Origin of the sequence: Synechococcus sp. CBW1002, assembly GCF_015840915.1 — a bacterium.
In the GTDB taxonomy this organism is placed as follows: domain Bacteria; phylum Cyanobacteriota; class Cyanobacteriia; order PCC-6307; family Cyanobiaceae; genus CBW1002.
In genome coordinates this window covers 3016061-3041155 of sequence record NZ_CP060398.1, presented here as the reverse complement: position 1 = coordinate 3041155, position 25095 = coordinate 3016061, and the positions used below count along the sequence as shown (strand labels likewise).

Annotated in this window: 25 protein-coding genes; 10 read left to right on the top strand and 15 right to left on the bottom strand. The window is 65.8% G+C overall.

Translation table 11 applies throughout. The features are described 5' to 3' along the window. Positions 1–29: 29 nt before the first annotated feature. Positions 30–212: a hypothetical protein gene (locus H8F24_RS14980; protein ID WP_197170117.1), complete on the bottom strand. Its 183-nt coding sequence runs from the start codon at positions 210–212 to the stop codon at positions 30–32. A gap of 207 nt (positions 213–419) precedes the next feature. Continuing rightward, a complete protein-coding gene (locus tag H8F24_RS14975) occupies positions 420–1670 on the bottom strand; it encodes a glutamate carboxypeptidase (RefSeq protein ID WP_197170116.1) in 1251 nt (416 codons plus the stop codon). A 357-nt stretch (positions 1671–2027) separates the two neighbouring features. Between H8F24_RS14975 and H8F24_RS14970 the strand changes: the two genes are divergently transcribed. The 4 genes from H8F24_RS14970 to H8F24_RS14955 all read left to right on the top strand — a co-directional run bounded on the left by H8F24_RS14970 (position 2028) and on the right by H8F24_RS14955 (position 6105). Further along, positions 2028–2534 carry a cupin domain-containing protein gene (locus H8F24_RS14970; RefSeq protein WP_197170115.1) on the top strand — a complete coding sequence of 169 codons (507 nt, stop codon included), beginning with the start codon at positions 2028–2030 and terminating at the stop codon, positions 2532–2534. Positions 2535–2690: 156 nt separating this feature from the next. Beyond that, positions 2691–3971, top strand: coding sequence for an MFS transporter (locus H8F24_RS14965; protein WP_231597872.1), 1281 nt, complete (start codon positions 2691–2693; stop codon positions 3969–3971). Beyond that, positions 3968–4912 (top strand): polysaccharide deacetylase family protein, encoded by a 945-nt coding sequence (locus H8F24_RS14960; RefSeq protein WP_197170114.1) that lies wholly within the window; start codon positions 3968–3970, stop codon positions 4910–4912. The genes H8F24_RS14965 and H8F24_RS14960 overlap by 4 nt, the downstream gene beginning before the upstream one ends. 56 nt (positions 4913–4968) lie before the next feature. Then, positions 4969–6105 carry an IS5 family transposase gene (locus tag H8F24_RS14955; protein WP_197169629.1) on the top strand — a complete coding sequence of 379 codons (1137 nt, stop codon included), beginning with the start codon at positions 4969–4971 and terminating at the stop codon, positions 6103–6105. A 198-nt stretch (positions 6106–6303) separates the two neighbouring features. Here H8F24_RS14955 and H8F24_RS19975 read toward each other — a convergent pair whose 3' ends face one another. Continuing rightward, positions 6304–6429 (bottom strand): hypothetical protein, encoded by a 126-nt coding sequence (locus tag H8F24_RS19975; RefSeq protein WP_255518212.1) that lies wholly within the window; start codon positions 6427–6429, stop codon positions 6304–6306. A gap of 51 nt (positions 6430–6480) precedes the next feature. Here H8F24_RS19975 and H8F24_RS14950 point away from each other — a divergent pair, with 51 nt between their 5' ends. Beyond that, positions 6481–7410 carry an ATP-dependent RecD-like DNA helicase gene (locus tag H8F24_RS14950; RefSeq protein WP_370594757.1) on the top strand — a complete coding sequence of 310 codons (930 nt, stop codon included), beginning with the start codon at positions 6481–6483 and terminating at the stop codon, positions 7408–7410. 622 nt (positions 7411–8032) lie between these two features. Here the strand turns inward: H8F24_RS14950 and H8F24_RS14945 are convergent. From H8F24_RS14945 to H8F24_RS14925, 5 genes are all read right to left on the bottom strand, one after another. Continuing rightward, a complete protein-coding gene (locus H8F24_RS14945; protein ID WP_231597871.1) occupies positions 8033–10336 on the bottom strand; it encodes a hypothetical protein in 2304 nt (767 codons plus the stop codon). Positions 10337–10742: 406 nt separating this feature from the next. Then, positions 10743–10910, bottom strand: coding sequence for a LuxR C-terminal-related transcriptional regulator (locus H8F24_RS14940; RefSeq protein ID WP_197170112.1), 168 nt, complete (start codon positions 10908–10910; stop codon positions 10743–10745). A 266-nt stretch (positions 10911–11176) separates the two neighbouring features. Beyond that, positions 11177–11503, bottom strand: coding sequence for a hypothetical protein (locus H8F24_RS14935; RefSeq protein WP_197170111.1), 327 nt, complete (start codon positions 11501–11503; stop codon positions 11177–11179). Between the two features lie 94 nt (positions 11504–11597). Next, on the bottom strand, positions 11598–12299 hold the full coding sequence (locus H8F24_RS14930) for a sigma-70 family RNA polymerase sigma factor (RefSeq protein ID WP_231597870.1): 702 nt from the start codon (positions 12297–12299) through the stop codon (positions 11598–11600). Positions 12300–12357: 58 nt separating this feature from the next. Further along, complete coding sequence (locus H8F24_RS14925; protein WP_197170110.1) at positions 12358–12648, bottom strand: YbfB/YjiJ family MFS transporter; 291 nt, start codon at positions 12646–12648, stop codon at positions 12358–12360. A gap of 152 nt (positions 12649–12800) precedes the next feature. Between H8F24_RS14925 and H8F24_RS14920 the strand changes: the two genes are divergently transcribed. From H8F24_RS14920 to H8F24_RS14905, 4 genes are all read left to right on the top strand, one after another. Next, complete coding sequence (locus H8F24_RS14920) at positions 12801–14141, top strand: GMC oxidoreductase (RefSeq protein ID WP_197170109.1); 1341 nt, start codon at positions 12801–12803, stop codon at positions 14139–14141. Between the two features lie 135 nt (positions 14142–14276). Beyond that, positions 14277–14930, top strand: a complete 654-nt coding sequence (locus H8F24_RS14915) for a M15 family metallopeptidase (RefSeq protein ID WP_197170108.1) — start codon at positions 14277–14279, stop codon at positions 14928–14930. 355 nt (positions 14931–15285) lie between these two features. Next, on the top strand, positions 15286–15987 hold the full coding sequence (locus H8F24_RS14910) for a Coq4 family protein (RefSeq protein ID WP_197170107.1): 702 nt from the start codon (positions 15286–15288) through the stop codon (positions 15985–15987). A 182-nt stretch (positions 15988–16169) separates the two neighbouring features. Further along, positions 16170–17702: an amidase gene (locus tag H8F24_RS14905; protein WP_197170106.1), complete on the top strand. Its 1533-nt coding sequence runs from the start codon at positions 16170–16172 to the stop codon at positions 17700–17702. On the opposite strand, the gene H8F24_RS14900 is transcribed toward H8F24_RS14905, so the two are convergent. Continuing rightward, positions 17684–18721, bottom strand: coding sequence for a methyltransferase (locus tag H8F24_RS14900; RefSeq protein ID WP_197170105.1), 1038 nt, complete (start codon positions 18719–18721; stop codon positions 17684–17686). The genes H8F24_RS14905 and H8F24_RS14900 overlap by 19 nt on opposite strands. A gap of 610 nt (positions 18722–19331) precedes the next feature. Next, positions 19332–20348 carry a hypothetical protein gene (locus tag H8F24_RS14895; RefSeq protein ID WP_197170104.1) on the bottom strand — a complete coding sequence of 339 codons (1017 nt, stop codon included), beginning with the start codon at positions 20346–20348 and terminating at the stop codon, positions 19332–19334. A 93-nt stretch (positions 20349–20441) separates the two neighbouring features. Here H8F24_RS14895 and H8F24_RS14890 point away from each other — a divergent pair, with 93 nt between their 5' ends. Then, positions 20442–21278, top strand: a complete 837-nt coding sequence (locus H8F24_RS14890) for a hypothetical protein (RefSeq protein ID WP_197170103.1) — start codon at positions 20442–20444, stop codon at positions 21276–21278. 21 nt (positions 21279–21299) lie between these two features. Here the strand turns inward: H8F24_RS14890 and H8F24_RS14885 are convergent, their stop codons facing one another. From H8F24_RS14885 to H8F24_RS14865, 5 genes are all read right to left on the bottom strand, one after another. After that, positions 21300–22856, bottom strand: coding sequence for an FAD-dependent monooxygenase (locus H8F24_RS14885; RefSeq protein WP_197170102.1), 1557 nt, complete (start codon positions 22854–22856; stop codon positions 21300–21302). 20 nt (positions 22857–22876) lie between these two features. After that, the gene (locus tag H8F24_RS14880) at positions 22877–23560 is read right to left on the bottom strand and encodes a PIG-L deacetylase family protein (RefSeq protein WP_197170101.1); all 684 of its coding nucleotides are present in this window, start codon (positions 23558–23560) and stop codon (positions 22877–22879) included. Positions 23561–23597: 37 nt separating this feature from the next. Continuing rightward, a complete protein-coding gene (locus H8F24_RS14875; protein WP_231597869.1) occupies positions 23598–23906 on the bottom strand; it encodes an SMP-30/gluconolactonase/LRE family protein in 309 nt (102 codons plus the stop codon). 183 nt (positions 23907–24089) lie between these two features. After that, the gene (locus tag H8F24_RS14870; RefSeq protein WP_231598307.1) at positions 24090–24545 is read right to left on the bottom strand and encodes a transposase; all 456 of its coding nucleotides are present in this window, start codon (positions 24543–24545) and stop codon (positions 24090–24092) included. Between the two features lie 69 nt (positions 24546–24614). Next, a complete protein-coding gene (locus H8F24_RS14865) occupies positions 24615–24983 on the bottom strand; it encodes a transposase (RefSeq protein ID WP_231598306.1) in 369 nt (122 codons plus the stop codon). Positions 24984–25095: the final 112 nt, after the last annotated feature.

Sequence of the window (25095 nt, the reverse complement as noted above, 5' to 3'; positions counted from 1 at the left end):
ATACAGCCAGCGGGAGCATGCTTCGGCATTCATCCCAGGAGGAACGGGCCGAACAGGGGAGCCAGCCAGGTGCGGCCGTAGAGGAAGCTGATCCAGTCGATTCGGCTGACCGTCGCGGGGATCGCCGCCAGGGTGCAGATGCCCGGGGTGATGGGCCGACCCGGGTAGGCCATCCCATGGAAATAGAAGTGGCGGAACCCCCAGAGACTCACCAGGATCAGGATCAGGTCTGCGAGCAGGTAGATGCCCCGCGATGGCGTGGCACAGGGATGCTCTGCGGGTCTCTGGCGGGTGCCATCGGCCAGGGAGTTCCTGCCCGGGAGATGGCGTTGGCGAGGCGGAATCCTCCCGCCCCCGGCCACAGCTCCGCCGGCGGTGACACACAGCGCAACCCACCGCCCTTCTGCCGCGCATGGCGTTCACGAAGGCCCGCAGCCGCTGCTGGGCAGCGTCTCCAGCAGCCGCACCACCAGATAGAGGCGCGCAGGCAGGCTGCCGAGATCCATCCACTCGGCCGGGCTGTGCAGGTCGCCCCCCACCACGCCCAGGCCCTCGAGCACGGCGGGGCAGCTGCTGCCGCTCTGGAACGCATGGCCGGCATCGGTGCCGAACCCCATCGCGATCGCCGGGAGGGGCAGCTGCAGCTCGCGGAAGATCGCCTGGGCCCGCAGTACCAGCGCCTGGGTTGCCGGATTGGGCGGGAAGGGCGGCCGCCGCGGCGTGAGGGTCAGGCTGGCGGTGGTGTCGGGGATGTGACGGCGACTGATGGTTCGCTCCCCCTGCTGGCGCACCCGCTCCAGTTCCAACGGATCACTATAGCGCAGGTCGGCGGTGGCGGTGGCTTCGGCGGGGATCACGTTGGGACGCTCACCGCTGCGCAGCACCGTCCAGTTCACCGTGGTGCCCCGGGCCGGGTCGCCCAGGTTCTGCAGGGCCACAATCTGGTGGGCCAGCTCCACGGCCGCGTTACGGCCGCTGGCCGGATCGGCACCGGCGTGGGCCGCTCGGCCCCGTACCGCGAGGCTGAGGAAGGCGATGCCCTTGGTGGCATCGATCACGCCGTTCTGCGGGCTCGGCTCGAACGAAAGCACCACCGCGTGGCGGCGGGCCAGCTCGGCAATCAGCGGCGCCGATCCCGGTGAGCCTATCTCCTCGTCGGGGTTGAACAGCACCGTGATCGGAGTGTGGTCGTTGCCGTTGCGCGTTCTGAGCAGCTCCAGCGCCTGCAGGATCATCACCACCCCGCCCTTGGCATCCGCCACCCCCGGCCCCGTGGCGCGGCCCGCCTCGATCCGGAATGGGCGCCGTCCCGCCTCGCCGTCCGGGAAGACCGTGTCGTAGTGGACCATCAGCAGGATGCCCCGATCGCCGCGCCCCTCGAGGCGCGCCACCAGGGTGTCGCCGGCGGCGGGCCTGGCCGGGTGCCGCTCCACCCTGGCCCCGAGCCCCTGCAGCCGCTGCTCCAGGTGGGTGGCCATCCGGTCCAGACCCTGAGGCCGGTCGCTGCCGCTGTCGATCGCCACCAGGCTGCCCAGCTCGGCCAGGAAGGGCTCGATCCGCGCCTGGCTCTGCCGCTGCAAGGTTCGATCCGCTGCGGGAGCCTGGGGCAACTGCGCCGCCACCGGCTGAGCAACGTGCAGGGCCAGCAGAACTGCCAGGGGTCTCAGCATCGTGATCGGGGCGGATGGTGAGGATCGTTCGCCCGCGCAGCGGCTGAGGGCGCGGGCTCTGCCGCAGTCTGTTGCGTGCCTCGGTGGGTGGGCATGGCGCGTGGCTGCGTCGCGGAATCCCATGCCTGGGCCGGCACCTGCAATCGTCCTGATCTCGATTGTGTCGGAGCACGTTCGCAGCGTGGGTTTTGGCATCGAACTTGCGATTCGTTGGGAATCACAGAGCGATGCTCGAGCACAGTTCGCAGGAGCACGTGTGGCGTGCTGATCGAATGGCCATTGGTTCAGGGCTACGCAAGGTAGAGAGAACCAATCCGCCAAGGCTGGCAGGATTGGATCAGATTCTTGGCTGCGTCGATGCGTATCTGCACCACAGATCCCACGACCGCAGGCTGGACAAAGACCGCCCTTGTCTGCCTGGCTGCGTGCATCACAACCGGCTGGTCTCTGCCTGCCAGGGCTGACGCCAGGGCGGTCGTTCCCGAGAACGAGCGGCGGGGGCTGGAGCACGTCCTGCCCGGTGCCCCGAAGGAAACGCGTGGGGTTCGATCTGTGCGCCTGCTCGGATCCACGGATCTGGAGCAGGATTTCCCAGCGATGAAGGGTTACGTGCTGCGCGCCCGCGAAATCACCGTTGCCCCCGGCGGCCAGATCGGCGTGCATCGCCATGAACGCCGCCCGGGTGTCGCCGTGATGCTGGAAGGGGAGATGACCGAGCGACGCGCCCCTGCTGCCCAGCCGAAGCCGCTCGCTCCAGGGGAGGTGGCCTTTGAAGCGGCCGGGGTGGTGCATTGGTGGCGCAACGAGACCGATGCCCCGGCGAAGGCGATCGTGATCGACATCGTGCCGAAGGATCTGCCCTGACCCTGTTCCTGCCCTGCGGAGATGCCCAGGCCCAGGCCGGTTCCGCCGTTCCCCAGGCCGCGGCCAAGAGCCCGCAGGATCGTCTCACCGCTGGCGGCCAGTTCGCCAGGCCATGACCAAGCTGAGGCTGATTCTCCACCCGACTCTTCTCTCCTCATGACCGGCTCCGCCAGGCCCAGGTCGTCAGACGGCTCCCTCAGGCTCGCCGTATTCGCCCTGATGGTGGTGTGCTTCGTGGATGTGATGGGCCAGGGGCTGGCCTTCCCGATCTTCGACACGCTGCTGCTGAAGAGCGGCTCCGGTTTTCTGCCGGTGGCAACCTCCCGATCCCAGGCGGAGCTGCTCTACAGCATCGCCATCGGCACGTTCTTCCTCACCTGGCTGTTCGGCTCGATCTATGTGGCCCGACTTTCCGACAGCATCGGCCGCAAACGGGGCATCCTGATCTGCCTGGTGGGAGCCTTCGCGGGGTACGCCCTGGCCGCGGCTGCCATCCCGCTGCGGAGCTACCCGCTCCTGGTGGCGTCCCGCGCCATCACCGGTTTCACTGCCGGCACCCAGCCGATCGCCGCCGCGGCGATGATCGACCTGGCGCGCAGCGAGGCGGAGAGCACCCGCAACCTCGGCCTGGTGAACGTGGGTGTGAGCGGCGGCCTGGTGATCGGGCCGATCATTGGCGGAGTGTTCTCCGATCCGGCGATCCTGGGGCCCTGGGCCTCCCCCACCCTGCCGTTCATGGTGGGCGGCGGGCTCTGCCTGGTGGCGCTGGTGTTTGTGGCGCTGAGCTTCCGCGATGCCCGCCAGGCCCTGGCGCCGCTGCGGCTCAGCCCACTGGAGGTGGGTCAGCTACTCGGCCGTGGCCTGCAGCGGCGCGCCGTGCGGCGGGTCACCGCCGTGTTCTTTCCCTACATGCTCTGCTTCATGGGGTTCTATGTATTCGCCGCCGCCAGCCTCACGGCACGCTTCGGCTACGGCACCCAGGCGGCCAGCCTGGCCATGTTCCTGCTCGGCACCGGCCTTGCCCTGGCCAGCGGCCTGCTGGTGGAGCCGCTCAACGCCCGCCTGTCGTCAGGCGCACTGCTGGGCTGGGTGGCGCTGCTGCTCTGCGCCGTGATCGCGGCCTTCGTGGCGGTGCCGTCCGGCCCGCTGGCCCTGGCGCTGCTACTGCCTGCCGGCGCCCTGCACGGCATCGGCTATCCCACCCTGCTGGCGGCCTACTCCCGCTCCGCCTCGGCCGAGGAGCAGGGCTGGGTGATGGGCTTCTCCACGGCGGTGTTCACCCTCGCCGCCGCGAGCGTGTCGTTCCTCGGTGGTGAGCTCACGGCCTCCGGGCCGGCGGCGCCGTTCCTGTTCGCCCTGGCGTGCGGAGCGGCGGCATGGCTGGCGATCCAGACGATCTGGCGGCCCGAGCGGTGGCCTGGAGGAGCCCATCCATGACACCCGATCCCCTGGCGGTCGACCTGCGCGGCTATGGCGGCGCCCCGCCCGACCCGAGCTGGCCGGGCGGGGCGCGCGTGGCCGTGTCGCTGGTGATGAACCTTGAGGCCGGGGCCGAACTTTCCCTCGCCTACGGCGACGAGACCAACGAATCCTTGTACGACATCGTGGAGCCGGTGGCCGGGGCGCCCAATCCGGCACTCTCCTCCCATTTCGGCTACGAGAGCCGCGCCGGCTACTGGCGCATCGTGCGGCTGCTGGAGCGCTTCGGCGTGAGCTGCACCGTGAGTGCCGCGGGCCGAACCATGGATCGCGCTCCCTGGCTTGGCCGAGACGCCGCCGGGCGCGGCTACGAGGTGGCCGCCCATGGCTACCGCTGGGAGCGCCATGCCGGCATGGCGGTCGAGCGGGAACGGGAGGTGATCGCCGCTGCGGTGGAAGCGATCGAGCGGGCCTGCGGCACCCGGCCGCTTGGATGGCACACCAAGGGAGCTGCCTCACCCCACACCCGCCAACTGCTGGTGGAGGACTTCGGCTTTGCATACGACTCCGACGCCTACGACGACGACCTGCCCTATCTGGTGTCGGTGGCGGGCCGCGAGCACGTGGTGCTGCCCTATGCCTTCGACACCAACGACATGCGCTTCATGGCCGGCGGCACCTTCGTGCAGGGGGACGACTTCGCCAGCTACTGCATTGCGGCATACGACTGGCTGGCGCGGGAGGGCGAACACCACCCGACGATGCTCTCGGTGGGGATCCATCCGCGCCTGATCGGCCGCCCCGGCCGGATCGCCGGTCTGGAGCGGTTCCTGAACCATGTGGCAGGCACCGGCTCCGCCTGGATGGCCCGGCGGATCGACATCGCCCGCCATTGGCGTCAGCGCTTCGGCAGCGGCAGCCCAGCTCCAGCCAACACCCCTCAGCCTGGATCCCTTTAGGAGTTTGCTGAAAAACCCGGCCATCTCTGCGAGAATGGGCCAGCTGTCCAGCCCAGATGCGAGGTCAACGGGAGCGCAGCGGCTCCCTGTTCTCCTACGTGTCGATTGAGGATCGGATCCCGGCCGGCCATCCGCTGCGGCGGATCCGCAAGCTGGCCGATCAGGCCCTCGATCGCCTCAATCCCACCTTCTGTGATCTGTACGCCGCAGAAGGCCGGCCATCAGTGCCGCCGGAGCAACTGCTGCTGGCCTCGTTGCTGCAGGCGTTCTACGGCATCCGCTCGGAGCGGTTGCTGCTCGAGCAGCTCCACTACAACCTGCTGTTCCGCTGGTTTGTGGGGCTGAGCCCAGATGATCCGATCTGGCATCCCACCACATTCACAAAAAACCGGGAGCGGCTGCTGAACGAGCAGGTGATGGGGAAGTTCCTGGAGAAGCTGATGGGTGCTCCGGAGGTCAAGCCGCTGCTCAGTGACGAGCACTTCTCCGTCGATGGCACCTTGCTGCAGGCCTGGGCCTCCCATGCCTCACTGGAGCGGATCGATGGGCAGGACGATCCGCCGCCACCGCCGTCAGGCCCTGGCGAGGGTTTTGGCGCTCCAAAGCCCGGCAAGAAGCGAGCGAAAGGGGATTTCCGAGGCATCAAGCTCAGCAACAAGACCCACCGCTCCGGCAGTGATCCCGACGCCTTGCTGGCCCGGAAATCCAACGCCCACCCGGCTCAACCGAGCTACCGGGGTCATGTGCTCATGGACAACCGCCATGCCCTGATCGTCGATTGCAAGGTCACGCAAGCCACGGGCACCGGGGAGCGGGATGCCGCCAAAGCCATGGCCGCGGATCGTCCCGGTGCCCACCAGAAAACCATCGGTGCCGACAAGCACTACGACACCAGGGGCTTTGTCGCCGAGATGCGCCGCATCGGCGTGACGCCGCACGTGGTGCAGAACACCGCCCGATCTGGTGGTTCCGCCATCGATGGCCGCACCACCCGCCACGTGGGCTACGCCAAGTCGATCCATGCCCGCCGCGGCATCGAGAAGGTGTTTGGCTGGATCAAACAGTGGGGAGGTCTGCGCCAGTTCAAGCTGCGCGGCACCGAGAAGGTGAGTGCGGTGTTCGGCCTGAATGTGATCGCCTACAACCTGATCCGCCTGGGCAACCTGCTCAAACCGGCGATGGCGGCGGCGTGAACAGGTGGTTGCCCAGAAGTGTGCCCAGACGGCAGTGATCAGGGAGCCCCAAAGGGGCAAAACACACCAAAAGGGGAGCTCTGAGCCGCTGAAACTCTGAAAACCAGACCGAAATGAGCTGCACCAGCTCTCAGGAGGGAAAAACGCTGCTTCTCAGGCGGTTTTTCCGCAAACTCTTAGGCCACCACCGCTCTCGGCTCAGCCCAGAGCACTCACCTCCAGCAGCCAGATGGCGATGCCCACGCTCTGGTCGATGAGGGTGAGCAGCGGGGCGTCCGCCAGCCAGGTGCCGTCGTCGTTCTGGCCCGCGAGCAGGCGGCGCACGATCGCCTCGCTCAGCGCCCGCAGGGCGGCCTCTTCAAGCGCAACGCCGAATTGCCGCTGGAGTGCGACCTGCTGGTGGTGGATGAAACCTCCATGGTGGATGTGCCGTTGATGGCCGCCCTGCTGGACGCCCTCCCAGCCGAGGCGGCCCTGCTGCTGCTGGGCGATGTGGACCAGCTGCCCTCGGTGGGGCCCGGCCAGGTGCTCGCCGATCTGATCAACAGCGGCGCGCTGCCGGTGGCCTGGTTGACGGAAGTGTTCCGCCAGGCGGCCTCCAGCCGCATCATCACCACCGCCCACGCCATCAACGCCGGCACCATCCCCGATCTGCGGCCCCCGGCTGCTGAGGCCACCACCGACTTCTATTTCCTGCCTGCCGACACCCCCGAGCAGACGGTGGCCCTCATCCTCAAGGTGGTGGGCGAGCGCATCACGTCCCGCTTTGGCCTCGATCCCATCGCCCAGGTGCAAGTGCTCTGCCCGATGGCGCGTGGGGGCTGCGGGTCAAGGTCGCTCAACATCGAGCTGCAGCAGCTGCTCAACCCCGATCCACCTGAGCAGGTGGATCGTTTCGGGTGGCGCTTTGCCCCGGCCGACAAGGTGATGCAGGTGGCCAACGACTACGAGAAGGAGGTGTTCAACGGCGATGTGGGCACGGTGGAAACGATCGACGCCGATGTCAGCGAGCTGACGGTGCGATTTGACGGCCGCGAGGTGACCTACAGCTGGGGGGAACTCGACAACCTGGTGCCCGCCTATGCCTGCACGATCCACAAGAGCCAGGGCAGTGAATACCCCGCCGTGGTGATCCCCCTGCTCACCCAGCACTACGCGATGCTGCAGCGCGACCTGGTGTACACCGGCATCACCCGCGGGAAGCAGCTGGTGGTGCTGGTGGGCCAGAAGAAGGCGTTGGCGATGGCCATCAAGAATCACCTGGGGCGCAGGCGCTACACCAATCTGGCGGAGTGGCTCAGCTGAGCAGTTACCAGGGCGACGAGGCGGTCATGGCCTTTCCTTTCACAGGGCAACTGAACCCACCCCAGCGCCGGCGGCGCTCGAGGGTTCGGCTTGCCTTACTGACAAGGCATGCCAGCGGATCTATCAATGAATCAGAGGCCTCGACCAGGGCAGCGCGAACCGAGACCCTGCAACCGGCCCAAGGGCGCCCGACACGGGGCGCCCTTCTCAATGTTGTCTCCCCGATGTGAGGGAGCCGGGTGATGAGGCCACCGGGCTCTGAAGCAGTTTGGTTGGTGGGGGCGGATCGTCGCGGCCGCCGGCCACTCCCCACCTCCAGCAGGCCGATGCGATCGACGGCCCGGCGCTGTTGATCACCGACGCCCGCTCTCTGCTCCGATGCCCGCTTCTGCGACTGGCTGGACGGTACCTGGAGGCTGGTGAAGCGCTCCGACGACCCCGACATCCGCCGCGATGTGGAGTTCCAGGCGGCTCACTGCCCTTCCGCCCGTCTGGTCGTCTGGGACCGCGGCACGGCCCGCTCTGCCACAGCGGCCTCTCGGCTAACGAGCCCTTCTGCGACGGCTCGCACACGCCGCCGGCAGCGGACACCCCATCGACGGGTGCGGAGGCATGACCGTGCTCAGCCCAGCAGCAGGCCGCCATGGCCGAGATCCGCCGAGAGCACGCCGGTCAGGGAGATGCTCTGGTCGTTGAAGGCCAGATCGATGAGGGTGCCGAACGAGTGGTCACTGATGCCGGGCTGCAGGGTCTCGTGGGCGAAGGCCGTCAGATCCAGCACATCCTCGGTCGCATCGAATCCCTGGATGGTGAGGTCACGGCCCCAGGCGTAGGAGATCACGAACCGTTCCGCGACGCCCTCCCTGGCCAGAAGGTGAGTGTCGGTGCTGTTCACCTCGATGCCGGTCACGCCATCGACCGGCCCCTGCGTGCCGGGGTCTGGGAGACCGGGGTCGTCGCTGCCGGGATCCATCGGTTCGATGGGATCCCCGGTGATCACGTCCACACTGCCCGTCACCGCATGGATCTGCCCATCGGCATCGACGAGCTGCACATCTCGCCCCACCTGGAAGGCGGAGGCATCAAGGGTCGGGTCGATGTTCTCCAGTACGGCGATCCCGGTGCCGGCAACGGTGCTGATCGTCAGACCGTCGCTGGCGCTGAAGGTGAAGCGCAGATCCGCCCCGGAGCTCAGGCCTGCATAGGCCTGCATGGCGATCTGGATCCGGTCCTCGCCGCCGACGAAGTCCTCGATGGTGTTGCTGCCGCCGCTGAGGATGAAGGTGTCAGCACCTCCACGACCGGCCAGGATATCATCGCCCAGGCCGCTTGTGATCCTGTTGGCATGATAGTCACCACGGATCACATCCTTGAACATGCTTCCGGTAATGTTCTCGATGTCGAACAGATGGTCGGTGAAAGTTGTGGCGTTGGCCACGTCAGGAACGGTTCCGTGAAAGACTGAGCTGTAAGTGCCTGATGACGTGGTATTTGTTTGAGCCATATCAACTTCAATCCCTAAAGCACGAGGGTTTCCATTCATGTCATAGTTGTAGTAAGCCGTATCATTTCCCGTGCCGCCATAGAGCTGATTGTTGCCCGCGCCTGCCATCAGAATGTCATCGCCGGCGAATCCGAAAAGCTTCACATCGTTGACGATGGGGGCTTCAGGGGCCCAAGAGCCTGTTGAGAATCCTGCCAGGATCTCGTCCCCGTTGGTGCCCGTGAGGAAGTTGACGTTCCGTAGGCCTCCCATCTCAATCAGTGGGGCGCCAAAGGCCCCAAAAGCAGCAATCTTGTTGCTGCCGAGCCAGCCAACGTCACTGGAGAATCCTTTGTCAAGGTTGGAACCGAAGGCGAGTTCAGCCTTGTTGCCATCCATGTAGAGATAACTCCGCTCCATCGAATACATCAATGCTGCGCTCAAGTCGCTGTCGCTGAGGTTGCCTGCGGTGCCGCCAATCTGGCTTCTGATTTCAGCGAGATTGAGGGTGACATCCAGTAGTGGCGTGCTGATGTCGGCTTGGCTGACGTAGAAGCCATGTCCTTGAGCACTGTGCTTGGCTGTGAACGTCAATCGTGACTCATTGTCTGGGGCGAGATCGACGATCAGGACGTCCTCCAGTGGGTTGAAGTCTGTAATGAGCTGAGACTGTTCGGGAACCGGAACGTCTATCTGAAGGGAGGGAGGTGTGTATGTACCAGCATAGGTGGGAGCGACATATCCGCTGATCCTGTCGGCCATGCCTTTGGCAAATCCGATGAAATCGCCGACTACAGGGGCGTATGAAGTTATCTCTAGAGAGATGTCACGGAATTCCTCGGTCCAGCTTGTGCTTTGGTGATGCTGTCTGAAGCCACCGGGATCAAAGCTGTAGTTCAAGTGCTGTTGAGCGAAGGTGCTCACGACAAATGTATCGGCGCCAGTTCCTCCCTCCAGCACGTTCTGATCGAAGACCATCTTCCCTCCCTCAAGGGTGTATTTCCCCATGGCATTCAGCCAGATCACATCGTCGCCAGAGCCTCCCTTTACGGTGTCGCTCCCATAGCCGGTGATGATGAAATCATCTCCATCACCACCATCCATGAAATTTGTGGCCGTCCCGGCCGGTCTGCTTGGCTGTACGACCTCAAAGAATGTTGAGGCAGTGGCAGTGTCCCAGTCTTCCTGGCGAATGCCACCATGGTCGATAAGAATGTCAGCTCCTCTGCCGCCCTCCAAGGTGATCAGGGTACCCCCATACCCGTGAGTTTCCTGGGACACGAGGATGGCATCTTGCTGACCCTCTACTTTGATCCTGGATCCATCCTCTACGGCCACCGCCAGGGTTGCCTCGTGACTCAGATCCGGTCGACCCACGGGATCGACAATCGACAGGGTCCCTTTGCCGAGGTACACCACTTTTTCACCGGCCTTGGCGAGCATGTCATCCTGCTCGCCTGAATTAGCTGCAATGATTGAGTTCACAACTAGATCATTCATGAGTCTTCTCCTGATGGATGAGATCGGTTTCGGGCAGGTCTCGACGTGACGACATCAGAGCTGATCCATCGGCATTTCGATGACCCTCTGCCAGTGATTTGATGCTCGCTCAGGGTGTTGCTGGCCACATCCTTCAAGTGAAGGAAGCAGGTCATCAATCCTGCGCATGAAGGAGCATTTGGGAAGATCCTTCATCTGAAGGATTCCACCGGATCGCTGCAAAGCCATGCGAGGTGGTGGCCTCTGCCTGATGACGAGTCGGCAGCGATGCCGGCTGCGGAATTTCCGTCAGATCGCTTTCACGATCCGGAGGGACGCTTCTGCGCGCAGCCTGGGGAGGTCTTCCTGTTCAGGTGTTCGTCCAGTGCAGGTAGCCCTCGCGCACCCCCGCCAGCACGGCGGCGGTGCGGTTGTCCACCCGCAGCTTGCGTAGGATGTTTTGCATGTGGTCGCGGGCCGTGACCTCGGCGATCGTGAGCCGGCCCGCGATCTCCCGGTTGGAGCAGCCCTCCGCCACCAGCTGCAGGATCTCGACCTCGCGCTCCGAAAGCTCGTCGGAGACCCGCTCCCGTGAATCCAGGGCCAGACGGCAGTCCGGTCGAGGTAGCGCTCACCGGCTTCCAGCGCCTCCAGGGCTTCCAGCAGCGCACCCTGGCCGATGTTGTGCTGCACCAGCAGCGCGTCGACTCCGGCCTCGACCGCGGCCTTCACCCTGGCGCGATGGGCGGCATCCATCAGCATCAGAACCCTGGTGGGGGTGGTGCGACGGTGCAGCTCCGCCAGTCAGCCGTGGACCGGAGCATCCTGAAGGGCCACGGTGGTGACCACGAGGAGCCGCTCATGGATCCGTTCGATCAGCGAGCGCGCCTCGTTACTCGTGTGGGCAATGCCCACGAGCCGCTGGAGCGGACCCATTGCGCTCCACTCCTGGAGATGGCTCATCAGCAGCACGCTGAAGGTGCGGTTGGGGTTGCAGACCAGGACCTGATAGTTGCTCAACAGCTCCATCACCTGGCGGGTGCGCTCTACCAGCGCGAGGTGATGGGCCGCATCGCGGATGGCCCTGAGCCCACCGATTCCGGAGTCGACCGGCGCTTCGGGAGCCTCCATCTCTCTCCTATTCTCAGGCATTGGCATGCCTTGGAAACCTAAGCGGGCCAGAAGCGCTCGATGCTCCGCACCCTGCTGCGCCAGTGGACCCTCCTCACTGGCGAAAAGCTGGCGGATGAACCGGCATGCAGCGTGAAGATCTGCCCGCTGGCGTGCAGATCGCGCCAGGAAGGCGGCACCTTGAGGGCAAAGCCGTGATCCCGCAGGTAATGGGGATCTCACCGTTGGCGAAGGTGCGGGCGTAGGGGCGGAAGGGGCGGCCGGAGCTGGGGTCAAAGCGATCTGCGGCCTTGAGCAGACCGATCACGCCGAGCTGGCGAAGATCGTCGAAGGGATGGAAGGTGCGGCGGGCGAAGTTGCCGGCGATCTTGTCTGCAAGGTCCAGGTGCTCCAGCGCGAGGGCGTGCGCCGTGGCGCGGGGGTGGATGCGTCGCTGCCGCCGGGGCCGTGATGGCGGGAAGGAGAGCACCAGCTGCAGGGTGCAGGAAGGGCAGCGACCCCGGGCTCGGCGCAGGGTCTGAGTTGGGCCGGTGACGATCAGCAGCTGGAGCTGAGGCCTGGGCGGCGAGGCTGATGACCGGGGAGGCGGCACTGACGGAGCAACTGCACCAGGAGAGCGCCGGTTTCGACGCCAATCCCATGGACGGGTGATCCCACCAGGGGGCAACCACACACCTTGACGGCGGCCCTGGGCCTGCTGCTCTGCTCCGCAATAGGCGCCACGGACCAGGGCCGTGCCACGCCGACGGCGGCTGCCTGTCAGACCCTGCAGGGCGAGTCCAGGCACAGCGGCCATCAGGCTGCCGGAGGCCCAACCGGCAAGCAGTCTCCAGACTCCCCCTGCCACCATCCGCTCACACTCCCAGGGCCTCCAGCCAGAGGGAAGCCACGATCACCCCAAGGGCCAGAACCAACACGCGGCTGAGCTGACGGGCACCACGGATCTGGGTCTGGTGGATGGATCCCAGCACGTAGCCGGCGAGGTTGAGTCCGGCCAGCCGCCCGATGGCCCATGGCTCCACCCAGTCAGACTCCAGCATCTGGCGACCCAGAGCCTCGAAGTCGAACCGCACCACTCCCAGTCCGAGCGCAATGGCACAGGCGCCAGCGAAGATCCGAGATCCACTCCCCCGCGGCCAGGCCATCGCTGGGCCATCTGTCATCTGGATCAACTACCCGTGGCGTTTATGACCCTGACACATCCTTTACAAAGGGCTCACAGCCAACCACGAAGCCTAATATCAGCCACATTGTTTCGAGCCCCTGATGGCCGGTTTAGCGTCACCTGAGTCGCCAGATGCCCGTGGCGCAATGGGACGACATCGTCATCGGGAGTGGGCTCACCGGCGCCTGTGTGGCCCGCACGCTCGCTGATGCCGGTCGCCAGGTGTTGATGGTCGAGCGTGGCCAGCCTGTGAGCGAACCAGCAGGCTCCCACCTGCGCAACCGGAGTGATTACCGCAAGGATCCTGACGGATGGTTCGGGACGGTCGACCGCTATGTGACCTATCTCGATTCGGATGCTGACGATCCTGCCCTGCCGGGGGCCTACACCTCCTCGATCGTGGGTGGCAGTGGCATCCTCTGGACCAACAACTGCCCCAGGGCCACAGCCGGCCTGGACCAGCCTGATCACCTGCAGGAGCGCGAGTGGGAGGAGGCCTACCGGCAAGCGGAGATCTACCTCGATGTACGCCGGGAGGAGTTTGCCGACAGCCGCCGTGCCTCCGTCATCCGTGCGGCCCTGCAAGACACCCTGTCGGAACAGGGGCGGAGCCTCTGCCATCTGCCTCTGGCCGGGCGGAGACTGGGGCCCGAAACCATCCACTACAGCGCCCCCGCAGACGTGCTCGCCGCGGGCTCCCGGAGGGTGACACGCCTGGATGGCTCAGCCGAACGTCTTGAGCTGAACGGGAATCAGGTGAGCGGAGTGTGGGTGGGGGAAACCCTGCACACCACGCACCACGTGGTGCTGGCCACGGGAGCCGTGGATGCCCCCTTGATGCTCTGGCGATCCGGAATTGCGAACCCTGCGCTCGGACGCCATCTCTCCTTCCACCCCGTCCTCGCGACCCAGGTCGTCCTTGATGAGGGCTCGATCGCTGTGTCCGAGAACGACCCCCTGCCACGCCTTGGGATCCCTGCCACCCCGAGCCACCCCTGGTTTGTGATGGTGCTGCGCGACACGAATCCCCTCCCCGTCGATCCATCTGATCTTGCGGTGCCTCCCCATCGCCTGGTGGAGATCCAGGCGTTCGGTCCGATCGATCCCCACCCCGACAACCGCATGTGGCTGGACGGCAGCGGTGCTGTGCACTTCGACGTGCCGATCAGGCCCACTGATCAGGAACGGCTGAACGCCATCGAAAGCGATGTGATGGGGTTGGTGCAGGGTCTCGGTCGCCTGCGGCGCGGCTGTGAGCCCCGCTGGTCTCCCCCCGGCACCGCCCACCTGATGGGGAGCTGCAGGATGGGCGCTGAGGACGGCACGTCCGTCACCAACCAGAACGGCACGTTGCATGGTTTCGAGGGTGTCGACATCGCCGGCAATGCCGTGATTCCGACGCGGCTTCTGGTGAACCCCACCCTCACCTCCCTGGCCCTGGCCATCCATGGTCAGCGTGCACGCCTGAGCTAGTTGGAGACCAGCCAGGAGCGATGGAGGTGGTGCCCGCTGTGCTGTCCACCGCCCCCTGCAGAGTGGTGATGGAAGACCAGACAGCAGCACAACCACGGCTCAAGAAGCAAGACCCAACGACCCGGGATGAGACCGATGCCCCAACGCCCTCACCGCTTCGATGTTCTCGCAGGTGCGCTTGCCACCGGCCTCTTGGCTTCCCCGGCGGCCTCCGCCCAGACCCTCGCCCCCGCCGCCATCCTTCCCCTGCAGTGCAGCGGCGATGGCCTCGTGTCACTCACGGCCATCAGCCCCAGGCCCCTGCTGGAACTGCGCTATGCGAGTCCGTACAACTTCATGGGGGAAGTGCTCTATGACCAACCCCTGGCGCAGCTGCGTTGCCCCGTCGCCCTCGCGCTCCAGCAGGTGCAGCAGGACCTCGCCCGAGAAGGGCTTGGACTGAAAATCTGGGATGCCTACCGGCCCCTCAGTGTTCAGGAGAGGATGTGGCAGAAGATCAGGGATCCACGCTATGTCTCGGATCCATCCGTAAATGCGGGGCGCCATACCCGCGGCACCGCCGTGGATGTGACGCTGGTGGACCGGAAGGGCAAGGCCTTGGTGATGCCCTCCGACTTCGACGATTTCACAGCAGCGGCCCATGTCGGCAGTCCGATGGCTACCTCCGAGCAGGCTACCCATGCCCGTCGCCTGCAGGAGGCGATGGAACGGCGGGGGTTCGTGGTCTTCCCCACCGAATGGTGGCACTTCGACTGGAAGGACTGGATGTCCCTGCCGCCCGTTCGATGATCCAGTCCATCCAACGGATTGATGGGGGCGTTGCCGCGGTGGTTCTCTGTACCAAGCCGGTATGTCCGTTCGCCTCCTGCTGCGCCTTGGTGATCCGTGCCTGTGGTTGGCGGCGTGAGGGGAAGCCACAGCGGGAGGACAGTGGGAAGATCTCATGGGTGACTGGCTGATGCTGCTGAATCGGTACGTGGTGTAGATGGCGGAAGCCGTTGTTTTCTTCGTGATCCATTGAGCACCGAACACAGGCAGTTATCGCTATAGGTGCCCTCAGTGCCAGAATCTGAGGACATCTTCCGTACTCACATTTCAACCTCCCTGGTGGGAATCCATCTGAAGACCCCTGACATCTCCAGCCATGAAGATTGATCCCAAGCTCCGCCGACACGCACTGCAATCTGCTGTGGCTCTGCTGGAGACGGCCAGGAATCCGGCCTCCGTGGTCGTGCATGCTCTGCCGGTCCTGAAGATGGTCGATGAGTCGGCGCTGGGAAAGATCACCCGCAGTTGCCTGCTTGAGGATCCTGAGCTCCGAGAGCTTGCCGCCGTGCGGTATCAGCGCGAATGGCCAGACCCCGTAGAGATGCGGGCGATGCCTGAGGGAAGCCTTGGGCGTCTGCATCAGGATCGTTTTGACCGACTGGGGCTGCATGCTCTGCCGCCTCTGGAGATCAACGACGGGCTGGATGACGGTGCCTATCTTCAGAAGCGGCGGCTGACCACCCATGACATCCACCACACCGTATTTGCACTCCCGATAAGTGTGGCGGGAGAGGCGGCTGGGGCTTCGTACTACGCCGCAGCTCTCAATGAGTTCGGCTCCGGGGCGATCCTTTCGGCCTGGATGTTCCATGCCATGGAAAACCCGCAGGAGAGCAGACTGATCTGGGAGGGAGTGCGCTTCGGTCTGGATCTTGCTGCGCAGGTCGGCAAGCGTCTGCTGGCCATGCGCTGGGAGGAAGGATGGAGCGAACCCATCACGGTATGGAGGGATCGACTCGGGATCACGGATCTCCTCCACTCCACGCCCTTCCCCGAGGAGCTGGAGAGGTTGAGCTGAGGCGCGCTCCTTTGCCGTGACCGGCCGGCCTCATTGAAGCCACCATGGGGTGGCAGCCTGCAGGGGACCGGTCTCCATTTCATTCCTTCGGGCCAGGCTGCGCAGCACTCAGCACGTTGTGGACAGCCAGGGAATCTCTGGGCCAGCCGGGCCCACGCACGAGCCTTGACCCTCCTGAAGCCATGAACCTGCCACCTTCGGAAACCACCATCGCCGAGCTGCAGTCCGCCTACGAGCAGGGCGTCTGCACGGCGCTCACTGTGTGCCAGGCCTGTCTCGAGCGGATTGCAGTGTTCGATGCCGCCGGCCCCACCCTGCGTTCGGTGATCGAGACCAATCCCGACGCCCCGGCGATCGCCGAGGCGCTCGACCGGGAGCGACGCCAGCAGGGACCCCGCGGCCCCCTGCACGGGGTGCCGTTGCTGGTGAAGGACGGCCTCGACACCGCTGACCGGATGATGACCACCGCCGGCTCCCTGGCCCTGGTGGGCAACGTGGCCGGCCGCGATGCCTTTGTGGTGCAGCGGCTACGGCAGGCCGGCGCTGTGCTGCTCGGCAAGACGAACATGAGCGAGTGGGGCTACATGCGCTCCACCAGGGCGTGCAGCGGCTGGAGCAGCCGAGGCGGCCAGGTGCGCAACCCCTACGTGCTCGACCGCAGTCCCCTCGGGTCCAGTTCGGGTTCGGCGGTGGCGGTGGCGGCGGGTTTCTGCGTGGCGGCCATCGGCGCCGAGGTGGATGGCTCGATCGTGCGGCCAGCCTCCAGCAACAGCATCGTGGGCCTCAAGCCCACCGTGGGCCTGCTCAGCCGGTCCGGCATCATCGGGGTGGCTGACCCTCAGGACACCGCAGGGCCGATGGCGCGCAGCGTGGCCGATGTGGCCACGCTGCTCAATGTCCTCACCGGCCATGACCCTCTCGATCCGATCAGCGCCGAAGGGGCGCGCCGGGCAGCACCCGATTACCGCGCCTTCCTGAATCCGGCGGCCCTGCAGGGTGCCCGCCTGGGGGTGGCGCGGGAATGCTTCGGCCAGCACGAGGGCACCGACGCGCTGATCGAGCAGGCCATCGCGCAGCTCAGGGAGCTGGGGGCGGTGATCGTGGATCCGGTGCGCGCCAGTGAGCTGCCCTTCTTCGGCGAACTCGAGCTGCAGTTGTTCCTCTACGGCGTGAAGGCCAGCCTCAACCTTTACCTGGCCGACCACCCCGGCGCCCGCGTGCGCTCGCTGGAGGAGCTGATCCGCTTCAACCGCGACCATGCCGCCGCCGTGATGCCCTTCTTCCAGCAGGAATTCCTCGAGCAGGCCCTGGCGGCCGGCGAGCTCGGTGATGCCGGCCATCGGCGCATCGTGGCGGAGCTGCGGCGGCTGGGCCGCAGCGACGGCATCGACAGAGCCCTGCAGGAGCACCGGCTCGACGCGTTGATCGCCCCCACGGAGGGCTCCCCCGCTTTCATGATCGATCCGGTGGTCGGCGACCACATCCTCAGAGGTGGCTGCTCCACGCCCCCGGCTGTGGCCGGCTATCCCCACATCACCGTGCCTGCCGGCTACGTGCACGGCCTGCCGGTGGGTCTGTCGTTCTTCGCCGGCCCCTGGCAGGAGGGGAAGCTGCTGGGCTACGCCCATGCCTTCGAGCAGGCCACCCGGCACCGGCGGCCGCCCAGCTTCCTCCCCACCCTGGGGGCTGGCACGCCTCAGCGGGGATCCTTGTAGGCCACCACGGCGCTGGAGGGGCCGTCCAGCGGGATGGTCTCGAAGCGGCTGAAGCCGGCGGCGGAGCACCACTGGCGGAACTCGGCCGCCGTGAAGTCGAAGGCGTCGCCGAACTCGATCAGCATCATCAGCGACATGAACAGCCCGAAGGTGTTGTGCCGGCGGGCATCGTCGATGAACGCCTCGATCGCGATCAGCGCCCCCCCTTCCGGCAACGCGTCGTAGGCCTTGCGGATCAGGGTCTGTTTCCGCTCCAGGTTCCAGTCGTGCAGGATCATTCCCATCGTGATCAGCTGCGCCGGCGGCCAGGGATCCGCAAAGAAATCACCGGACACGGCGTGGATCCGCTCCCCCAGGCCGGCCGCGGCGATCCGGCGATCGGCGATCAACGTGACGGGCGGCAGATCGAAGCTCACGCAGTGGAGGCCGGGGTGCACGGCGGCCACCTCGCGGCACAGCAGTGCATCGGCTCCGCCGATGTCGCTGAGCGTGGCGTAGGAGCCGAAGGGGAACGCCTTCGCCAGGGCCTGGAAGTTGCGGAGCGAGGAGCCATTCATGGCGTTCATGAAGGCCTCCAGCCGCTCCGGATCGCGGTACATCGCCTCGAAGAACGGAGTGCCGGCATGCTTCGCCTCGTTCTGCAGCCGGCCGGTGCGCAGGGCTTCGGTGAGGTCGGCCCAGAAGCGGTAGTCGCGCAGCTCCCAGATCTCGGGCAGGCCGCCGATGTACTCCGGCTGGCCGCGATCCAGAAAGCGCGCGGTGGCCGGTGTGTTGCCGTAGAGCGCCTCCGGGCCGTCGCCCTCCCGGGCCAGCATGTCCACCGACACCAGCAGATCGAGGAAGTCGCGGGTTGGCCGGCTCTGCAGCCCGAAGGCGGCCGCGATCTGCTCGCACGTCATCGGTCCGGCCGCCAGCCGTGTGTGCAGCCCGAGCCCCACGGCCGAGAGCAACGCCTTGGAGACGCCGTAGCCACTAGCGATGGCCAGGATGGCCGAAGGATCAGATTCGCTTACTGGCACGTGGGGGAGAGAAGGGCGTGGGCGCCGGATCGTGGGCCACTGCTGCGCACACCACGGCGCCGCCGGAAACCATCGGCAGGGGGATGGCTCTGCTGGGAGACGTCAGGCCCGATGGTGATCAATCTCCTTGACCCTATCCACGTCGGCTCAGCGCGGCCCATGGGCTGCATCGCCTCTTCAGTCCCATGTCGGTGGCCGAGGCCGTGAGCACGATGGGGAACGATCCACCTCCCCACCTCGACATAAGCGGAGCTGCCATCCACGGATCCCCTGCAGATCGCCGTAAAGGCGTGCTCTGGCCGAGGCCCGTCCCCTCCGGCCTGATGTTCAGGTTCTTCAGCAACCGGCCAGCCAGATCAAGCCTCTCTCTCAGCACACAGGGAACTCCCAGAACCGCCGTGTGGTGTACCTCAACATCAGCAAGGTATCGGACGCGATGCATCGGGAGGCGGCGGTAGCGGCATCCAAGCGTTCCAACATTGCCGCAGGGTCGCGGACCGGCCAGGAGCCGTGACGAGACTCTCCAGCCAGAACACCCTGTAGCCTCTGACCAGGCTTCTATTCAGGCCGGGGTCCAAGGGCTCGTTCACCACATCGAGCAGGGGCACTCTCATCCGAGTGCGCTGACCTCCAGCAGCCAGATGGCAATCTCCACGCTCTGGTCAATGCGGGTACTGAGCGGCGCCTCGGGCAGCCAGGTGCCATCGGCGTTCTGATCCTTGAGCAGCTGACGCACGATCGCCACGCTGAGTGAGCGCGGGGCGGTATCGCCCGTGGCGGCAGCCAGTTCGGCACAACCCCAGGCCACCTTGTGGGCAAGCGGCTCCCCCACCATCCGGGGCGCGCAGGCTTCGGCGAAGACGCCGTAGGCCCGGGCCGTGGCAAGCGGCACCGGTTCCCCGGTGGCCTGGTTCAGGCGGCAGAGAAAGGCCATCGGATAGCCGAGGAAGAACCAGGCCTGGCCTGGTTGGCCGGCGTCGACCACATGCAGACCGGCTGCCTCTGCGGGAAACTCGGTCTGCAAGCGCTCCTCGGGGGTCATCCGCAGATAGAAGCGGCTGGAGGGAGAGGGCTGCAGGTCGAGAAACCGCTGCAGGGTACTGGCCGCCCCCCGGGCCCGCTCCAGGTCTCCCAGATACAGCGACACCAGACCGAGATGGGCGCAGGTGAGCAGTTCCAGCACCGCGCCGGCAGGCCCCCCATCATCATCAGGTTCAGTAGCGGCGGGATTGGGCCGGGGCTGCAGGGTGAAGCCGGGCGGGTCGTCGCTCCAGAAACGCTGCAGGAAGCGCCAGGCCGGCAGGCTCAGGTCAAAGCGGCCGACCTTGTGGGCCGCCATCGCGATCCAACCGGTCATGTAGGCGGGATAGCCGGCCAAGACCGGGTCGGCGGTGCGGAGGTGCGGGCCACTGAGAAAGTCACCGTTGCTCTGCTGGAAGCGGGCCGCGATGTCATCCAGAAGCAGGCTGGCCTGGCGGGGCCGCCCGGCCAGCTGCATCAGGTAGGGAGCCTTGTAGTGACCCACAAGGTCGTCACCCAGGCCGTCAGAGGACTCAATCAGAGCCGCGATCCACTCCACCGTGCGCCCGGCAGCAATCCCGCAGCGGGCCACCAGTTCTGTGTGCATGACGACCGACCCCCGTACACCGGCTTCCCCCTCCACCATGCCAACCCCCGCCCCGCACGCCACTACGGTCAAGGGGAGTTGAGAGGTGGTTCGATGCCCTCCGTTCCGGCTCGCTGTCGCCCCTCGGCCTCGCTGGGAGTGCTGGCCTCGGGGTTCCTGCTCCTGCCGCTGCCGGGGAGAGCCGCGCCGAAGGCGGACTCCTGCCCGCCCCCTCTGTTGGGGCGCTACGTGGTGATGGAGAGGGGATCGCAGGGCAAAGGCACTGATCAGCAGCCGCTGGCCCGGCTGCGGCAGGAGAACTGGAAAGCCGACGGCACGATGGAGGGAAGCGTGTTCGAGCGCAGCGGCAAAGCCTTCCGTCAGTTCCGCTACAACGGCACGTTCCGGCCCCTGGGCAGCTGTCTGGTGCGGCTGGAGCGCAACACGCCAGGCGCCGGGTCCGGCGCCCGCCACGAGGCCGAGGCCGTGCTCGATGCCGCCGGCCTGCCCCGCTACAGCCTCAGCCTCTCGCCCGGGAGCACGATCACCGGCGTGTGGCGCCGGCAACCGGCGGTGGCCTGCTCAGCCGCGACGCTCACTGGAACGGTGCTCAGCCAGCAGCAGGGGCTGAGCTGGAAGGACGGCTGGGGGGCCAACGCTGTTGTGCAGCGCGAAACCTGGCAGAACCGCCGCGTGCAGGGAGTGGCCCTGAGCAGCTACGCGGGCGAGCTCGAAACGGCCACCTACACCGGCACCATCGCGCTGACCGCAGACTGCCTGGCCACCGTGGTGCAGCGCGACAGCGCCGGGGTCGACTACCACTACCGCGCCGTGGTGATGGCCGATGGCAGCGGCTACTTCTATCTGCAGGAGGATCCGCTCGATCTCACCATCGGCTGGCTGGAGACGGTGGATCCAGCGATGGATCAGATGGTGGATTTCCGCCGCTGATCCTGCGGTCGTTGCGTTTGCTCAGCGGCACTGCAGCTGCGACGCATACCCCCCTAGCGCGTCCCGGTGGTCGGTGTCGGCCCGCAGGCCGATGAAGCCGTCGGGCCTCACCGCCAGCAGGGTGAGGGGGCCGAGCCCCAGGCTCGCGGCATCCTCCAGCCGCTGCAGCACCACGGCTTCCACCAGCACCTGGGTCTGCACGCCGGCGGCGAGGTCGGCCTCCAGCTGCGCCTGCAGGGTGGTGAGGGCCTGCATGGATGCCTGGCTGTCTGCCAGCAGCAGCAGCGTGTGGTTGCGCCTGTGCGTGAGCTGATGCAGGTGGGTTGCCCCTTGACCGCACGGCAGCGCGATCGTGGTGGGAAGCCGCTGACCCGCACCGAGTGGCCCGCTGTCTGACCCGCTGGTGATCGCCGAGCCGGCGTAGCTCACGTTCAGCTCCGCTTCCGCCACCGCCTCCTGCCGGCGGGCCACCGGATCGGCCAGCATCGCCGCAATCGCCCGGTCGCGCGCGGCCAGCTCGCCGCTGCCCTCGAGCAGCTGGGCCTGGTCGGCGGCATCGCTGCGGCCGGTGAGCTGCTCGGCCACCGGCCGCCGCTCCTGCTCGTAGCTGTCGAGCAGAGCGGGGGCCGCCACGCCCTGATGCACCAAGGCCAGCTTCCAGGCCAGGTTGGCGGCATCCTGCAAGCCGCAGTTCATGCCGTGCCCCTTGGCGGGGGAGCACACGTGGGCGGCATCGCCCGCCACGAATACCCGCCCGGCCCGGAAGGCGCTGGCGATCCGGGTGTGGCAGTGGAAGCGGCTGGGGTTCTCCACGTCGCGAAAGCGGGCCGCAGGCAGGTAACGCCGCAGCACGGCACTGGCCTCCGCCACCAGATCGCCCTGCTCGGAGGCGGGCCGCATGTACACACGCCAGCGTTGCCCGGGCAGGGCCGTGAGGATCAGCGGCAAGGCGTCGAGGTAGGCCGCGTTGGCCTCATAGGTGTCGCGCCAGCCCTCCACCGCGGCATCGAACACGGCCCAGGAACGCGCGATGGCATGGCCCTCGAAGCCGATGCCACTCAGCTCGCGGGTGCTGCTGCGCAGGCCGTCGCAGCCCACCAGCCAGCAGGCCTCCACGGTCTGCTCCTGCTCGCCACAGGCGATCGTGGCGGTCACGCCGCAATCGTGCGTCTGCAGGTTATGCAGCCGGCAGGAGCGCTGAACCGTTCCCCCGTGGCGCTCGAGATGGCCCGTGAGGATGGCTTCGGTCACCTCCTCCGAGAGGCCGAGGTTGAAGCCATAGCGGCTGCCGTTGCCAGCCAGGTCCACCTCCCCCAGCCTGTGGCCGTTGGTATGGATCAGGATGCGGCGCTGGCGACAGCCGGCGGCCAGGAAGGCCTGCTCCAGCCCCAGTGCCTCGAACAGCTCCAGCGACAGCGAATGGATCACCGTGGCGCGGTCCCAGTGCAGCGCCTCAGGGAGGGCGTCGATCAGCAGGGTGGGCACCCCGCGCCGCTGCAGCTCCGCCGCCAGCAGCAGCCCCGTGGGGCCGGCACCCACCACGAGAACGGCGGTCTGGCGGGGCAGAGGCGACGACACGGATCAGCGGCAACAACAGGTCAGGCGAGCCCGGCGGGCAGGCTCAGGGGGGTGCGCAGCACCTCGAACACCTCCGCGTGGCTGCCGGCGAAGCTCATCACCCCGCGATAGCGCGCAAGTCCGAGAAAGGCCTCGTCGTAGTGCATGGATTCGATCTGGGACCGGTGGCAGCGGAGGGCATCCATTTTCCGCTCCACCGTGGCGGTGATGTCCACCGCCAGCTCATGGCTGCTGAGGGGATGCCACACCTCGTAACCGAGGATCGTGGCCGGGCGATGCGGTTCTCCGGTGGATTCCTGGTACCAGGGCCCCGCAGCGCCGGCCACGGCGTTCATCACCAGCTCATGCACCACGCGGTGATCGGGGAAGCTGTCGCTGCTGGCATGCAGGAAAAGGATCTCAGGGCGCACCTCTCGGATCAGATCAATTACGGCGATCTTCTGGTCGCGGGAATACTGCGTCAGCCCATCAGGGGCGCCCAGAAACACCACCCGCTCCGAGCCCAGCACTTCTGCGGCCCTGCGGGCTTCCTGCTCCCGGGTGGCGGCGAGAACGGACTTGTCGATGGTGCTGCTACCGGCCTCGCCGGAGGTGACGCACACATGCACAGCCCGCCATCCCTGTTGGATCAACTTGCGCACCGTCCCGCCGCAGCCGATCTCGATGTCATCGGGGTGGGCGCCAATGGCAAGGATGGTGGACATGGCCGGGGGCTTTGGACGGGATAGGCGGACATGGGGCTCAAGGGAAGGCAGCCCCCTGGGTTTGCACATACGTGTCATAGACCGACTGGGCGACCGTGATGAACAGGCGAGTGCGCAGGTGCCCGCCGAAGCAGAGATTGGAGACAACCTCCGGCAGGTGGATCCGGCCGATCAGCTCTCCCCCCGGAGAAAACGAGCTCACACCGTCGAGACTCGGATCGACCCAGCCGGACCTCGTCCACACAGTGCCATCCAGAACACAGGTGAGGCCATCGGCCATGGCCGGGCCCATGTCGCAGAACATCCGGCCATTGGCGAAGCGTGAGCCGTCGATCACGTCGTACACAAGGATCAGGCTGGGGTGGCCCTCCTTGTGCGAACCCCCCTATCGGTAATGGGCACCTCGAAAAATAAGCGGTTTCCCAGTGTTCTGCAGGCATGCAAAAAAAGCCGCCAATGGCGGCAGGCAGCAGAATCTTGTATCGGCGAGTGAGCTTTTTACTGCGCTATCGGGCCCTCCTTCGAGGATTTACGCCACCACTGGTGCATGGCTGATGCACTGAAGATAGCGAAGGAAGTTGTAGGCCATATTCTTGAGCCCCCACCATGCCTCGTTCCTGGCCAGCCCAATCTTTCGCGTCAGCATCCCACCCATTGACATTGTCATGCAGCCGAAGACATGCTCCACACACGCTCTGATGGCTGACTTGACGCGATTCAGGTCCTTGGCGGCATCGCTGAGCGGGTGATTGCGAGCGCCCTTTTCGTGGATCAAGCTTTCGAAGCGCCCCAAGCTCAGCAGATCTTCAAAGCACTCATCTGAATAAGCTGAGTCTGCCCAGACATAATCATGCTCATTCTCCGGGTCCAGCAGCCGTGGAAGCAACTGGCTGTCATGAATATTGGCAGGCGTAATGGCATATCGGCGGATAAAGCCATGGTCGACGTCAATGCAGATGCTGTTCTTGTAACCGAAGTAGTTGATGCCGTTCCTTTTAACCCAGCGAGCGTCTAGATCCTTCTGCCGCAGACGATCTGGGTTTTCATCCCAGTCTTACGGCAGCCTACCTGCTCTGATCACCATGTTCTTGTCACGGGTGTTGCGTTGTTTGGGAACAGGTACGAGAGTCGCATCAAGAATCTGACCACCACGGGCTTGGAGTTCCTGTGAGCGAAGGTATGCCTCGAACATCTCGACGAGCTCCCCAATCACTCCTGCTTTGCGCAGCCTCTCCCTGAAAACGGCGACTGTGGTTGCATCAGGAATGATGTTCATCACACCCAGTCCCACAAACTCCTCAAAGGAACGCCTGTCATTCACCTGAAACTCAACCTCGTCATCACTGAGGTAAAATAGCGGCTGGAGAACAAGCATCTTGATAAAGATCAGCGGATCAAGGGCACCTCGAAAAATTGCCTCCACCAAGACGGAGCCCTCAAGCCTGGCCTGACGTGGCAATGAGTCTCAATTGCCGGATCCCGCAGATCCCGAATTTATCGAGGTGCCCTCAATCCGCTTCCGGCCAGCATTGCTC

Excerpts from the sequence above, each read along its gene's own strand:
- H8F24_RS14975 (WP_197170116.1), bottom strand. The coding sequence starts at position 1,670 with ATGCTGAGACCCCTGGCAGTTCTGCTGGCCCTGCACGTTGCTCAGCCG.
- H8F24_RS14970 (WP_197170115.1), top strand. The coding sequence starts at position 2,028 with ATGCGTATCTGCACCACAGATCCCACGACCGCAGGCTGGACAAAGACC.
- H8F24_RS14965 (WP_231597872.1), top strand. The coding sequence starts at position 2,691 with ATGACCGGCTCCGCCAGGCCCAGGTCGTCAGACGGCTCCCTCAGGCTC.
- H8F24_RS14960 (WP_197170114.1), top strand. The coding sequence starts at position 3,968 with ATGACACCCGATCCCCTGGCGGTCGACCTGCGCGGCTATGGCGGCGCC.
- H8F24_RS14955 (WP_197169629.1), top strand. The coding sequence starts at position 4,969 with ATGCGAGGTCAACGGGAGCGCAGCGGCTCCCTGTTCTCCTACGTGTCG.
- H8F24_RS14945 (WP_231597871.1), bottom strand. The coding sequence starts at position 10,336 with ATGCTCGCCAAGGCCGGTGAAAAAGTGGTGTACCTCGGCAAAGGGACC.
- H8F24_RS14935 (WP_197170111.1), bottom strand. The coding sequence starts at position 11,503 with ATGGAGGCTCCCGAAGCGCCGGTCGACTCCGGAATCGGTGGGCTCAGG.
- H8F24_RS14930 (WP_231597870.1), bottom strand. The coding sequence starts at position 12,299 with ATGGCCGCTGTGCCTGGACTCGCCCTGCAGGGTCTGACAGGCAGCCGC.
- H8F24_RS14925 (WP_197170110.1), bottom strand. The coding sequence starts at position 12,648 with ATGGCCTGGCCGCGGGGGAGTGGATCTCGGATCTTCGCTGGCGCCTGT.
- H8F24_RS14920 (WP_197170109.1), top strand. The coding sequence starts at position 12,801 with ATGCCCGTGGCGCAATGGGACGACATCGTCATCGGGAGTGGGCTCACC.
- H8F24_RS14915 (WP_197170108.1), top strand. The coding sequence starts at position 14,277 with ATGCCCCAACGCCCTCACCGCTTCGATGTTCTCGCAGGTGCGCTTGCC.
- H8F24_RS14910 (WP_197170107.1), top strand. The coding sequence starts at position 15,286 with ATGAAGATTGATCCCAAGCTCCGCCGACACGCACTGCAATCTGCTGTG.
- H8F24_RS14905 (WP_197170106.1), top strand. The coding sequence starts at position 16,170 with ATGAACCTGCCACCTTCGGAAACCACCATCGCCGAGCTGCAGTCCGCC.
- H8F24_RS14895 (WP_197170104.1), bottom strand. The coding sequence starts at position 20,348 with ATGCACACAGAACTGGTGGCCCGCTGCGGGATTGCTGCCGGGCGCACG.
- H8F24_RS14890 (WP_197170103.1), top strand. The coding sequence starts at position 20,442 with ATGCCCTCCGTTCCGGCTCGCTGTCGCCCCTCGGCCTCGCTGGGAGTG.
- H8F24_RS14880 (WP_197170101.1), bottom strand. The coding sequence starts at position 23,560 with ATGTCCACCATCCTTGCCATTGGCGCCCACCCCGATGACATCGAGATC.